The sequence below is a fragment of the Floridaenema flaviceps BLCC-F50 genome (genome assembly GCF_041929275.2).
Taxonomy (GTDB): Bacteria; Cyanobacteriota; Cyanobacteriia; order Cyanobacteriales; family Aerosakkonemataceae; genus Floridanema; species Floridanema flaviceps.
The window spans coordinates 1,438,350-1,451,873 of sequence record NZ_JBHFNR020000002.1 but is presented as its reverse complement, the minus strand read 5'-3'; the positions used below and the strand labels follow the sequence as shown (position 1 = coordinate 1,451,873).

Genomic DNA, 13,524 nt, shown 5'->3' with positions numbered 1-13,524 from the left:
GGGGGTTAGGGGGGATCGAACCGACGAGATTTGTAACTAACAAATTGCCTTTTATATCCCGCTAAATCCCCCTTAAAAAGTGGGAATTTCAATCCAGTTCCCCCCTTATTAAGGGGGGTTAGGGGGGATCGAAGATGGGCGATCGAACCGACAATATTTATAACTAACAAATTGCCTTAATTAGGGTTAAAACGATACCCCATACCATGTAAAGTTTCAATCAAATCAGGACAACCGCTAGCAGCTAATTTGCGCCGCAACAAACGCACTTGCGCCGCCACAACATTACTAATAGGTTCTGCACTCATTTCCCACAACTGATTACGAATCTGATCGGTAGTGAGAACAAAATTAGGATGCTTCATAAAATATTCCAACAGTTGAAACTCTTTAGTAGTTAAAGAAATCACCTGCTTTTCGTTCCTAGTATTTTGAAAACAAACAGTGCGAGTGTTGTATTCTAAAGTTAGATTACCAACAGTTAATTTTTGTGGTTGGAGTTGAGGCGATCGCCTTTGCAGAGCCCGCAACCTTGCCAAAAGTTCCGCCATTCCGAAAGGTTTCACCAAATAATCATCAGCACCAGCATCCAACCCAGCAACTTTATCTTGTTCCTGATCTTTAGCTGTCAGCATTAAAATTGGTAGGGGGTTGTGTTGCGATCGAACTTTTTTGCACAACTCTAATCCTGAGATTCCTGGTAATAACCAATCGAAGATAGCCAGAGTATATTGTGTTTGTTTATCTGACAAATAATTCCAGGCTTCAATCCCATTTTGTACCCAATCAACCACATACTTTTCTTGGTGCAAAACTCGCTTAATCGCTGCACCTAAATCTGGCTCATCTTCGACTAGCAAGACTCTCATAAAATCAGAATTTACCGATTAAAACTAAACCGTCCGTCTACCTTTTTTCCGTCAATATCCGCAGTAATTTTCAAATTATACTGTCCAGATGCTGTTTCAGAAAGTACAGCTGCATAGTGTTTTCCTTCAGCATCATAAGTGAGAGGAAGAGTTTTTTGGGCTCCATCAGGCAATTGAACTTGAGCCACTACTTTAGCATTAGGAATAGTTTCGTGATTGTCACCTTTTTGTAAATAAAAATCCAGATGAACACCCTTATTTTCCTTCTCTGGGACAAACTCTAAATGATAAGGGCCAGACTCGACAACTTGACCACCTTTTAAAGGTGTTGCTGCATGACCAGAAGACTCTGTTTTGGTTGCATTAGTTTGTTGTGCAGTTGATTCAGGTGAACTCGCACTTGTTGGACTACTCTTTGGGCTTGTAGCTTGGTTATTATTACTACAAGCTCCTAACAAAATCAAACTTAGGCTGCCTATAACTATTAACAAAGATTTAACAGATTTCATGATTTTTGCTCCTAAAATAACACAATTGAACCTTTAATACTCTCTTCTTCTTCTTTGCGCTCTTTGCGTTCTTTGCGGTTTAAAAAATTTTGAAACCGCAAAGGACGCAAAGGACGCGAAGGAAAGAGAAAGAGATAAGCTATTTCATCAGACCTTAATTTCATCCCTGACGATCGCTTTATCCTCTTGCTGATTTTGTTTCGGAATTAATAATTTACCAAACTGGGAGTAAAGTGCTGGGAGAACTAATAAAGTTAACGCTGTTGAAGTAAACAATCCACCCAAAACGACAATTGAAAGCGGTTGTAAAATTTCTTTACCTGGCCCTCCTTCTACTACTAAAGGTACTAAGCCCAAAGCTGAAGTTAAAGCGGTCATTAAAATGGCATTAAGCCGTTCCATTGAACCTTTAACTATGGCATCTTTAGCAGACATTCCTTCGGCAAACTTGGTATTGTAGTTATCTACTAATAACAAACCATTGCGGGTAGCTACGCCAAATAATGTCACAAAGCCAACTAAAGAAGCTACAGAAATCACGCTTCCAGTTAAAGCTACAGAAACGATTCCTCCTACCAATCCGATCGGCAAATTAATCATAATCATCGCTGTTGAAGCAATAGATTTAACCGAAAGGTACATCAAGACGGTAATGATAATAAATGCGATCGCACTAAACACCAAAATATTTTGTGAAGCTCGTTGTTCTGCTTCAAATTGACCTCCATACTGAATAAAGTAACCAAAAGGCACTTGAACATTTTGCTTAACTTTGGCTTGAATTTCATTGACAACCGATCGCAAATCCCTCCCTTTAGCATTCGCAGAAACGACAATCAATCGAGAAACATTTTCGCGGTTAATTGTATTTGGGCCAGTTCCATATTGAACTCTAGCGACTTGAGCTAGAGGAATTTTATTACCTGTCGGAGTATCAACTAACAAGTTTTGAATTGTTTCCAAATTATTTCGAGCTTCCGGCTTCAGCCAAACAACTAAATCAAAGGTTTGTTGCCCTTCTAAAACTTGGGAAACTACTTGCCCATTCAAAGAAGTTTCAATAATTTCTGATAATTCTCCCACATTTAAACCGTATCTGCCAGCAGCTTGGCGATCGAACTTTACTTGTATTTGTTGAATGGGTACTTGCGGCTCAAGTTGCAAATCTACAATTCCTTCAACTGTTTTCATTTGCTCCTCAATTTTGGCACCAATTTGACGCAGTTGCTCTAAATCAGAACCGAATATTTTCACCGCAATTTGACTCCTCACACCCGATAAAACCTCATCCATCCTGTGCGAAATAAACCCACCGATATTGGGTACTACTCCGGGTAATTTGGCAAATTCTTCTCGCAGCAATTCTAAAGTTTTTGTCCGGTTTTTCATTCCCGCTTCACTAATACCCATATCGATGTGTGCTGAATTGACTCCTGCTGCATCGCTGTCTCCAGGCGCACGTCCAGAACGTACCTGAACATAATCAAAATTCGGGTCATTTTTGAGCGCATCTTCGATCGCAAATGCCGCACTATTTGTCGCCTCAAGAGAAACGCCGGGATAGAGAAGTATGGTATTAACTAATGTTTGTTCTTGAAACTCAGGTAAGAACGATCGCCCAAATGAAGGCAAAATAATTAATGCTGCCACCATTGCCGCACTAGCCAAACCTAAAATGATGCCCGAATGACGCATCGAAAAATTTAAAAAGAAACTATAAACTCGCTTGGAAAATCTCGGCAACCAAGGTTCTCTTGCTCTCATTTTTTTGCTAGGTAAAATGATGGCGCACAATGCTGGAGAAATTAGCAAAGATTCCAGGCTAGAAATTACCACAACTACCAGATAAGTTATTCCCATTGGTGTAAAAATTCGACCTTCTACACCGGGCAATGTAAAAATTGGGGAGAAGACGACAATGCCAATTACCGTAGCACCAATTAAAGAGTCTCGGACTTCATTACTGCCATCAAAAATCACATCCATTATGGGACGGGGATTAAGAGATAGTTTATTTTCTCTCAAGTTGCGGTAGGTGTTTTCGGCATAAACGATCGCATCATCAATAGCTGTACCAATTGCTACTGACAACCCGCCCAAAGTCATCGTATTTAACCCCAATCCCATCCAATACATGAATAACAATCCAAATAGCCAAGTTAGAAAAAAATCTAGCAAAACTACAGTTAGAGTTCGCCAATTCATCAAAAATGGAATCAGGATTACAGCAACAATAATGCTGCCTTCAACTAATGCCGATCGCACATTTTCCACCGAAGATTTAATATATTCTTCCTGACGAAATGTGACAGTAACTTTAATATCTTTGGGAAGAGATTGTTGCACTTCTTTCATTGCCGCTTCTACCGCCCTCGTCACAGTGGGAGTATCAGCATTAGGCTGTCTATTTACCAACACAACAACAGCTTTTTGACCATTTAAACTACCATCACCTCGCTTAATAGCCGCACCAATTTGCACATCTGCCACATCAGCAATTCTGACGGGCGTTCCTTGACGCGAAGTAATGGCAGAATACTTCAAATCTTCCAAAGCTTCAATTCGCCCAACTCCTCTGATTAAAGTTTCTTTATCAGGTGTGATTAAATAACCACCGGGAGCGTTAGTATTAGCCGCTTGTACTGCTTTAGTGACATCCTGCAACGACACATCAAAAGCCTTCAACTTTGCAGGATCAACTAATACTTGATATTGCCGCACATCGCCACCATAAGCTACTACTTGCGCGACACCGGGAACAGCTAAAAGGCGATTTGTTACTTGCCAATCAACGATGCGCCGTACTTCCATTAAAGGTGTAGTTTCGGAAGTAAAAGCATAAGTAAGAATGGTGCCGACAGGAGAGGTAGTTGGCGAAAGTTGCGGTGTTTCCACTGCTTTTGGCAGTTTGCTCATCGCTTGCTGCAATCGTTCTGTCACCAATTGCCGAGCTTGATAAATGTCGGTTCCCCAGTCAAAAATAACTTTAACAACCGAAAGCCCTACAGCGGAGGACGATCGCACTGCTGTTACCCCCGGCGTTCCGTTAATTGCACTCTCAATGGGTAATGTCACTAAAGATTCGATTTCTTCGGGTGCGAGTCCGGGTGCTTCCGTCTGAATTTCCACTTGGGGAGGTGCAAAGGGCGGGAAGACATCCAGCTGCATTTGGGGAATGACGTAAATCGTCCACAGAGTAATGATAACGGTGGCGATAACGACTAGCCATCTGCGATCGATTACCCATCTGAGAATTGTGCTGAACATTTATCAGGTAATGGTGTCAGTACGGAGAATTCCTTTTTTAATCATTCACACAGCCCAATGAAATCAGGATGAAATGCGATCGCCAAAAGGGAAAATTCAGGTAAAGTGCAAATTGTGAACGAGTGAAAGGAAAAGGCAAAATTGAATTACGACAACGCTTGTAAATATTTAGCTGAACAATATCCTAACGAGTTTGTTAGTTGGTTGCTTGCGATTCAGTCCCAAAACATTCAGGTACTTAAAACTGAATTAACTCTAGAACCGATTCGCGCCGATGCAGTTACCTTCCTGCAAACAGCTAACCAAATTTTACACTTAGAATTTCAAACTTTACCTGGATCTAATCCACCCATTCCCTTCCGAATGCTAGACTACTCAGTGAGGTTGAAGCGGCAATATCGCTGTGATGTAGAACAGGTAGTAATCTTTTTGCAAACCACTACCAATGAGATAGTCTTTACTGAAGAATATCAAGACCGAACTACATCCCATCGCTATCGAGTTGTTCGCCTTTGGGAACAAGATCCAGCCCCATTTCTCGCTAATCGAGGTTTATTGCCCCTAGCTACTTTAACGCAAACCAACTCTCCTCAAGGATTGTTGACACAAATAGCCGAACAAGTAGCTAGAATTTCTGATAGGCAGCAGCGACAAAATATTGCTGGTTGTGCTGAAATTTTAGCTGGATTGCGGTTTGAAAAAGATTTAATTCGCCAATTTTTTCGGGAGGACATTATGCGCGAGTCTGTAATCTATCAAGACATCTTGCAACAAGGAAGACGACAAGAGGCACTTTCATTTATAATGCGCTTACTCGATCGCCAATTAGGTGAAATTAACCCAGCAACAATTGAGCGAGTTCAAGCTTTATCGATCGAACAGTTGGAAGATTTGGGAATAGCACTTTTGGATTTTTCTCAAGTCGCTGATTTAATGACTTGGTTGGAACAGCAAGAACTTAGTAATTAATGATGATATAAATATCATCCACCACCGATCCGATCGCCAATCATGTACCTCTACCCTAATTTTTGTGTCTACCTATATTCCTGAAAGGTTAAAGGCTCAAATTGAACAGTGCGATCGCGATCTAACAATTTAGAATGACATTGAGAAATAAAATTAAGATGAAATCTATTGCTCCTCCCAATATTTTTTAGATAAAAGTACATCAGTTTCAATATCAAATATCCAACTTTCAGGAAAATTGGTTTGTTTATACTCAAGTTCAACTTCCTCTAGAGCATCTTCATATACTCCTGAAAATATTTGTGCTAGATAGGGTTTTAAACTAGGAGAATCTTGCAATAAATTCTTAATTTGTCGCCGTTGTTCGAGAATTGTTAATTCCCAACCATTAAAATTTTCAGGACTATTGACATACATTCGCTTGAGAATATGAGCCAACAGTACTGTTAAGCGATTTTTTAATTCTCGTCGATCGCTTTTACCCAAACTTTCGATCTCCTCAATTAAATTATCAACATCTAGATTATCAAACTGCCGTCTTCTAAGTTTAGCCACAGTATCTTCACACCAAGCCACAAAATCTCGATCGTAAAGAGTATCAGTTTTAGGAATTATTTTGGTCATAATCTTACTCCTAATCAAATACAATCCCTTCATACAAAAGCTCGATCGCACACTCAAACTCAATGCTTTCTAATGCGATCGTATCCCCGTTGGTGTAGGCATAGTAAAGCCACATTTTACCTTCCCCTCGCTGATAAATCTCAACAGCTATTTCTTCTGAGTCAACTAAGATATATTCTTGCAAGCTTGGAATCTGGCGATAATATCTCAGTTTTTTCGTGCGATCGTAATTTGCTGTACTAGGAGAAAGTACCTCAATAATAACTTTAGGGTGTTGAACAAAGTCACGGGATTTCAAATCTTCTGGATCGCAAGTGACAACTAAATCAGGATAGAAATAACGACTATTTTGATTTGCCTGAACTTTCACATCCGATACATTAACTCGGCATCCTCTTTGACGCAGATGGGGATACAAAGCCCTATAAAAACTGAGAGCAATGTCGTTATGAGGAATAGTACCCCCTGTCATCGCCAAAATTTCCCCATCAACATATTCATGCCGAAATTCCTGCTGAGATTCCCATTTTAGGTATTCTTCAGCCGTCATTTTTTGATAGTCTTGAGGATTAGCGATCATAATTTTTCCTATTAATTTAAGGGGATTTTATTTGCTCATACTTCTTCCCAAAATTCTTGAATTAAAACTACATCAGCATCGCTACTAAATTGCCATTGCTCAGGAAAGTCAGTTTTCTTGTATTCCTGCTGAACTTCTGATAATGCTGCTTCCCAAACTCCAGCAAAAACTTCTATATAGTAGTTTCTTAAACTAGGAGATTGTTCAAATAAAAGCCTTAATTCTTTGCGTTGTTCTCGAATTGTTCGCTCCCAACCGTTAAAATCTAATGGACTATCAACATATATCCGTTTCAAAATATGTGCCAATAAAGTTTGTAAACGGCTTTTAAGTTCCCGCTTCTGCGATTTTCCCAAAGCTTCGATTTCCTCCAGCAAATTATCAACATCAAGATTACCAAAATCTCGTGCTTTTAATTTTGCTGCCACATCCTCGATCCATAAAGCAAAATCCTGTTCGTAGAGAGATACTTTAGTTTCAGTTTGCATCATTTATTAACCTCTCTAGTATTTGGTGTTCGCTCCTATCTTCTCTATCATACAGATCGATCGCTCTCCCCCTGAACCAAAACACCCAATTCACCTTTCTTATTATTACTACTATAAACTATTGCCTTAGATTTGGCGATCGTAATCTTTCTCTTAATTCAGGGGGAACAAAAAATCAACAAATTCTACAAATATTTGTAACTTTGCAATTAGTATTCTTACTCCATAAAACTTCTTAGTATTCCCATAATTTTACCTATATTACTCAAAAAATATTCATTCGGCTCGATTTCAACTACTTTATCAAATAATTTCATAAATTTCCAGTTAGTTCCAGTGGTTACAGAACCATAAATGCTTTCATTATTTTCATTCTGACGTTGATTATATATTTGCGCTGCTACCATCTCTGCAATACATTGACCCAAACCTGATTGAATATTATCATTTTTGGCTTCGACAATCACAGCTACAGGCGATTTAATCAGCAATTGCGATGGGGATTTACTAATAATAAAATCACAATAACCGATTAATCCCTGTTGAATATCAATATTAAACTCTCTTCCTGAAAACAAGCTAATTGTAGAATTAAATTGTTGTTTAAGTTCAATTAAAATAGGTGTGATAATCATTTCTGACCTTGCTTTCTCTGTAGCAATCTCTAGCGCTAGAGGTGTGTTGTATTCAAGAGATTGCTTTAAGAAATCGCTAATAGGTGCTTCTGGTATATTGCTAAACAGATCAAGCTTTTCTATGATACTTAAACCAAAAGCTTGTTCGACTGTCTCTAAGGTAAACTGGCTATAAGGCATCTGATTACCTCCACTTCATATATCATAAAGATCAATCGCCCTCCCCCTTCCCCAACACAGATAATTTACCTTTCTCATTATTACTACTATAAACTATTGTATGAGATGGTGATGTTAACTGAGGTTTGGTTCTTCTACCTAACCAAAAAGCAGCAAATGCGATCGCACCAACCCCCGGAATCATCCACCAAAAAGGCGCAACATTTTGGATATTAAATTCTAAATTCTTACTCGCAGAAACTTCATCTTTACTTTTAACTTCTTCCTTTTGACTTTTAGCTTTCAAATTACCACCGCGCAAAGATTGAGCATAAAGTTGCGGCGCACGCTGAGTAACTAACAAATCTCCTTCAAATAAACCAGTTTTTACCTCCACCAAATCCCCTGAAGTTTCACCCAAAGTAACTTCTACTCCTTGAAAAGCATCACCATTCTGCACATAAACCAGTTTTTTTCCATTAGCATCAACGATTGCTGAACTAGGAATAGCTGTCACAGGATTCGCTGTTTGGTTTGTGAATACTTCTAACTCTGCAAACATTCCCGGTTTTAACTCTTTGCTCGGATTTTCTAGTTCAATTTTCACAGGCAAAACTCGCGTTTCCCCTTCCACTACCGAGCCAATAACTGTTATTCTGCCGTTAAAAGTGCGATTAGGTAAACTGGCGAATCTTGCCATTGCCCGTTGACCTAATTTAACTTTATCTAAATCTTTTTCATAAATATTTGCAGTGGCAAAAACTTGGCTATCATCTGCGATCGTCATCAGTTTACCACCCGCATCCTCAAAAGCTTGACCCAGCGTAGCTTCCCTATCAACCACCACACCAGAAATCCGCGCCGTCACCACCACCAAACCTTTCTCATTAGCGCGAGTTCCCAGTTGTTGCAACCTTGTCTGATAAGCAGTTTCACTCAACCCCAAGCGCGACTTAGCCACCTCAACCGCAGTTTGCGATCGTTTCAGTTCCGCCTCTGCCGCCAAAACCTCCTGACGACTCATCGCTTTCACCAGTTGCGCCTCCCCTTCTCGCAAATGCGCCTCCGACTCCAACATTGTGCGTCGCGGAATCGCCCCCGCAGTCGCCAAATCTTTATCACGCTGAAACTTTTCCTTCGCCACCCTAACTTCAGTGCTAGCTTGTTGAATCTCAGCCGCAGCGATTTGACGTTGTTGTACTAAATTTTCTTGCGCCAGTTTTAAATCCGCTTGCGCTTTTTGCAAATCCCCTTGCGCCTCAACTTGTTTTTCCTGAGAATTAACCCGCAGTTCCACCAAATCAGGTGCAGCTAAAACTGCAACAGGTTGACCAGCTTTTACAAACGCACCCGGTTCAACCAATAACTCAACAACTTTTGCGCCAGAAATCGGCGTAGTTACCTCAACTTTTTTACTAGGCAAAGTTTCAATTTGCCCAGTAGTTTTAATGCTAACAGCTAACAGTTGGCGTTTCACTGGTTCTACTTTAATCGACAACCGTTTTGCCGTTTCTGCATCAACTTGAATCGCCTCAGAAGATGGCGCAGTTTCATTTCCAGTTTCAAATTCATGTCCACCATGTCCAGCATGAGCTAAAACAACAGTAGGGGTAGTTAGTATCAGCAGACTCAAAAGCGGTGCATAAAGTTGGGAACGGTTAGCTCGGCGCATCATAGGAAATGTTCTTGACTACAAGGGAGCAACTGAACTTTAAGTTTTTCACATAAAAATGAAACCAAGATGAAATAGGCGATCGCAAAACGACAAAATTAACCTCTACTTGTAGGGTGCGTTAGCGACAGCGTAACGCACCATAAGCATACTGGATATAAGCGTAACGCACCATAAGCATACTGGATATATATATCTATTAATATTAACCCGATCGCGGCGATCGGTTAATTATATTTGGTAACATATTGTACCTATGATAAAAACTTAAGTTACTTTCAGGTATGGTCAAATAGGAAAGCAAATAAGTTCAGAAACCACATTACTTTCAACTATTTGATATTTGAACTGTTTAATTTTTACTTTTCGTATAAGTTGAGAAGTTTATTGATTATTATACTGCTAACAGCGTTTTAGATAAAGTCGATCGCCTTAATCTTCTGAGTGACAGGGCTTATTTGTGTTATAAAATACGCTTACGTATTTTTTCTTGACATTTTTTAGATAATTTGGGCTTTCCTGATTATATAATTTGAAATCTGAAATCATATAATACATATCCACCCAGAGATAGTTGTCAACTATGAAAAAAACTACAGCCTTGTTTGCTGGCTTGGCTTTATTCCTGTCAGCCTGCACACAAACTAACTCAAACACACAAACAAGTTCGCTTTCTCAAGGCATTCCCATTGGAGTCGCTTTAGCCCAAACAAGTAACGTCGCCTTATTAGGACAAGAAGGCATTCAAGGTGCCAAAATTGCTGAAAAATATTTTAACGACAAAGGCGGCGTTGATGGTACTCCTATTAAATTAATAGTACAAGACACAGGCGGCGATGAAACAGGAGCAATTAACGCTTTTCAAATTCTAATTAATCAAAATAAAGTTGTGGGAATTGTTGGCCCAACTTTATCCCAACAAGCCTTTAGCTCTGACCCTATTGCTGAACGGGCAAAAGTGCCAGTAATTGGGGCTTCTAATACGGCTAAAGGTATTCCTGAAATTGGTGATTATGTTGCTCGTGTTTCTGCTCCTGTTTCTATTGTCGCCCCCAATTCCATTAACGCAGCTTTAAAGCTAAATCCTAATATCAAAAAAGTGGCAGTTTTCTACGCACAAAATGATGCGTTTAACAAGTCTGAAACCGAAATTTTTCAAAAAACTCTCAAGGAAAAAGGGCTAGATATTGTCACTATTCAAAAGTTCTTAACGACTGATACTGACTTTCAAGCCCAAGCAACTAACGCCATTAACTTAAAACCAGATTTAATTGTTATTTCCGGTTTAGCTGCCGATGGTGGAAATTTAGTGCGACAATTGCGAGAATTGGGTTACAAAGGCATTATTATTGGCGGAAATGGTTTCAATACTTCTAATATTTTCGCCGTATGTAAAGCAAGTTGCAACGGTGTATTAGTCGCCCAAGCTTATAGTCCCCAACATTCCAATGCAATTAATCAAGCTTTTCGTGCTGCTTATCTGCAACAATATAAGAAAGAACCACCCCAATTTAGCGCCCAAGCTTTTGCGGCTGTGCAAGTTTTTGTAGAAGCCCTCCAAGCGGTAGATAAAAGAAGCGATATTGCCAAAATGCCCTTGGAAAAATTGCGTTCTGAGTTGAACAAGGAATTACTGACTCGCAAGTACGATACTCCCTTGGGTGAAATTGCCTTTACGCCTGTTGGTGATGTAATTCAGAAAGATTTTTATGTAGCACAATTGCAAGTTGATGCTAATGGTAGTAATGGCAAGTTCGCCCAGGTGAAAAAATAGTTATCTGTCATTGGTGATTGAGTAAATTTAACCAATGACCAATGACAAATGACAAATAACAAACTAAAAATATGAACTTAACTCTGTTTATTCAACAATTTCTCAACGGTTTATCCATTGGTAGTATCTACGCAATTTTTGCCTTGGGATACACTTTAATTTTCTCTATCTTAGGCATCATTAATTTTGCTCACGGGGCAATTTTTACCCTTGGTGCATACTTAACTTATGCTTTGATGGGAGAAGCTTTTGGTTTTAATGGTTTGTTAGCTAATGCTGCATTACCAATTAAATTACCTTTTCCTGTGGCATTAATTTTAGGTAGTATCATTGCAGGTTTGGTGGGAGTTGCGATCGAAAGAATTGCCTTTCGTCCATTACGCCGTAGAGGTGCAGATCCACTTTTAACCGTAGTTTCTAGCTTAGGTGTAGCCTTAGTAATCGTCAATTTAATTCAGTATTTAGTAGGTGCAGAAAACTACACTTTCCCAGGAAATACTTTTGGTAATTTACCTGCATCTATTAACTTTGGTACTGGGGAAAATCCCATTCCTATTCGCACGGTACAAATAGTAATTTTTCTGGTTTCTGTACTAGTTTTAGCCATCCTTACTTACTTTATTAATTACACAAAATATGGTAAAGCAATGCGGGCTGTCGCAGAAGATCCTACTACTTCTAGTTTGTTGGGAATTAATACCGATCGCTTTATCGTTATAACATTTTTTATTAGCAGTTTCCTCGCTGGAGTAGCCGGAACTTTAGTCGGTTCTAGTGTGAGTATCGCAGGCCCATATTTTGGCATTGCTTTCGGTTTAAAAGGTTTAGCAGTAATTGTTTTAGGGGGGTTAGGTAGCATTCCCGGTGCAGTTTTAGGAGGTCTATTAATTGGGGTAATAGAAGCATTTGTTCCTGGGCAATATTCCGCTTATAGAGATGCGGTAGCTTTTGGCATATTATTTATTATGCTGCTAGTTAGACCCCAAGGTTTATTAGGGCGACGTTTAATTCAAAAGGTTTAATTAATAATGGCTGAATTTCTGAACACTTATGGCCCTTTAATTGTTTCGATGGTACTAGGCGCATTACTAGGACTATCGCTTTATTTACCATTAATGACTGGGCAATTATCTTTAGCTAGTCCCGGTTTTTATGCGCTAGGTGGATATATTGCCGCTATTTTATCGACGCAAGTTTTTCCCAAAAACGACGGTTTATTTCCTCTTCCTTTGTTGTTATTGGAAATGCTAATTGCTGCCATAGTTTCTGGCATATTAGGCATTTTAGTAGGAATTCCGGCATTGCGACTTAAGGGAATATATTTGGCATTAGCAACGATCGCTTTTGTAGAAGTATTGCGGGTTTTATCCCTAAATTTAGAAATTACAGGTGGCGCAGTGGGAATTTTTGGAATTCCTCAACCTTTTGCTTCTCCTATTGAGTATTTATGGGTGGCTTTGCCTTTACTTTTAATTAGTATGTTTTTATTATATCGATTAGAAATTATCCGAGTTGGTCGGGCATTTGTAGCAATTCGAGAAGATGAGTTAGCCGCAGGTGCAATGGGAATTAACCCCACTAATTACAAGGTTTTAGCTTTTACTTTAGGGGCAATTTTAGCTGGGGTTGCAGGGGCAGTTAGCGCTCATTTTTTGAATACTTGGAATGCCAGACAAGGTACTTTTGATGCTAGTATCATCTATCTAACTTCGGTGTTAATTGGTGGTAGTAGAACTTTTGTCGGTCCTGTATTAGGAGGAATGGTATTTACTGCTTTACCAGAGATTTTAAGGGCTGTTGCAGATACTCCGGGCTTACCCCTTTGGTTGGCTCAATTATTAAGAGATGGTCGTTTAATTGTTTTCGGTGTGTTAATCGTTTTGGGAACAATCTTTTTCCCTCAAGGTTTAGTGACTCCCGATTTATTGAAGAAGCTTAAATTAAAAGCATAGTTAACTATATTTTTAATAGGTCATTA

12 protein-coding genes are annotated in these 13,524 nt (G+C 39.4%); 4 read left to right on the top strand and 8 right to left on the bottom strand.

All coding sequences use genetic code 11. The features are described from left to right. Positions 1–176: 176 nt before the first annotated feature. From rppA to ACE1CI_RS26610, 3 genes are all read right to left on the bottom strand, one after another. Complete coding sequence (rppA, locus tag ACE1CI_RS26620; RefSeq protein WP_413263242.1) at positions 177–869, bottom strand: two-component system response regulator RppA; 693 nt, start codon at positions 867–869, stop codon at positions 177–179. A gap of 11 nt (positions 870–880) precedes the next feature. Next, positions 881–1,378, bottom strand: coding sequence for a hypothetical protein (locus tag ACE1CI_RS26615; RefSeq protein WP_413263243.1), 498 nt, complete (start codon positions 1,376–1,378; stop codon positions 881–883). A 147-nt stretch (positions 1,379–1,525) separates the two neighbouring features. After that, positions 1,526–4,645 carry an efflux RND transporter permease subunit gene (locus ACE1CI_RS26610; RefSeq protein ID WP_413263244.1) on the bottom strand — a complete coding sequence of 1,040 codons (3,120 nt, stop codon included), beginning with the start codon at positions 4,643–4,645 and terminating at the stop codon, positions 1,526–1,528. A 141-nt stretch (positions 4,646–4,786) separates the two neighbouring features. Here ACE1CI_RS26610 and ACE1CI_RS26605 point away from each other — a divergent pair, with 141 nt between their 5' ends. Continuing rightward, a complete protein-coding gene (locus ACE1CI_RS26605) occupies positions 4,787–5,614 on the top strand; it encodes a DUF4351 domain-containing protein (protein ID WP_496615841.1) in 828 nt (275 codons plus the stop codon). 165 nt (positions 5,615–5,779) lie between these two features. Here ACE1CI_RS26605 and ACE1CI_RS26600 read toward each other — a convergent pair whose 3' ends face one another. The 5 genes from ACE1CI_RS26600 to ACE1CI_RS26580 all read right to left on the bottom strand — a co-directional run bounded on the left by ACE1CI_RS26600 (position 5,780) and on the right by ACE1CI_RS26580 (position 9,772). Then, entirely contained in the window at positions 5,780–6,238 is a 459-nt protein-coding gene (locus ACE1CI_RS26600; RefSeq protein WP_413263246.1) for a DUF29 domain-containing protein, read from the bottom strand. 10 nt (positions 6,239–6,248) lie between these two features. Next, on the bottom strand, positions 6,249–6,818 hold the full coding sequence (locus tag ACE1CI_RS26595; protein ID WP_413263247.1) for a Uma2 family endonuclease: 570 nt from the start codon (positions 6,816–6,818) through the stop codon (positions 6,249–6,251). A gap of 35 nt (positions 6,819–6,853) precedes the next feature. Then, positions 6,854–7,309, bottom strand: a complete 456-nt coding sequence (locus ACE1CI_RS26590) for a DUF29 domain-containing protein (protein ID WP_413263248.1) — start codon at positions 7,307–7,309, stop codon at positions 6,854–6,856. A 215-nt stretch (positions 7,310–7,524) separates the two neighbouring features. Next, entirely contained in the window at positions 7,525–8,121 is a 597-nt protein-coding gene (locus tag ACE1CI_RS26585) for a hypothetical protein (protein WP_413263249.1), read from the bottom strand. Positions 8,122–8,152: 31 nt separating this feature from the next. After that, positions 8,153–9,772, bottom strand: a complete 1,620-nt coding sequence (locus ACE1CI_RS26580) for an efflux RND transporter periplasmic adaptor subunit (protein WP_459564029.1) — start codon at positions 9,770–9,772, stop codon at positions 8,153–8,155. 583 nt (positions 9,773–10,355) lie between these two features. On the opposite strand from ACE1CI_RS26580, the gene ACE1CI_RS26575 reads away from it, so the two are divergent. From ACE1CI_RS26575 to ACE1CI_RS26565, 3 genes are all read left to right on the top strand, one after another. Beyond that, on the top strand, positions 10,356–11,546 hold the full coding sequence (locus ACE1CI_RS26575; RefSeq protein ID WP_413263251.1) for an ABC transporter substrate-binding protein: 1,191 nt from the start codon (positions 10,356–10,358) through the stop codon (positions 11,544–11,546). Between the two features lie 71 nt (positions 11,547–11,617). Continuing rightward, positions 11,618–12,568 (top strand): branched-chain amino acid ABC transporter permease, encoded by a 951-nt coding sequence (locus tag ACE1CI_RS26570; RefSeq protein ID WP_413263252.1) that lies wholly within the window; start codon positions 11,618–11,620, stop codon positions 12,566–12,568. Between the two features lie 6 nt (positions 12,569–12,574). Then, a complete protein-coding gene (locus ACE1CI_RS26565; protein ID WP_413263253.1) occupies positions 12,575–13,498 on the top strand; it encodes a branched-chain amino acid ABC transporter permease in 924 nt (307 codons plus the stop codon). Positions 13,499–13,524 lie beyond the last annotated feature (26 nt).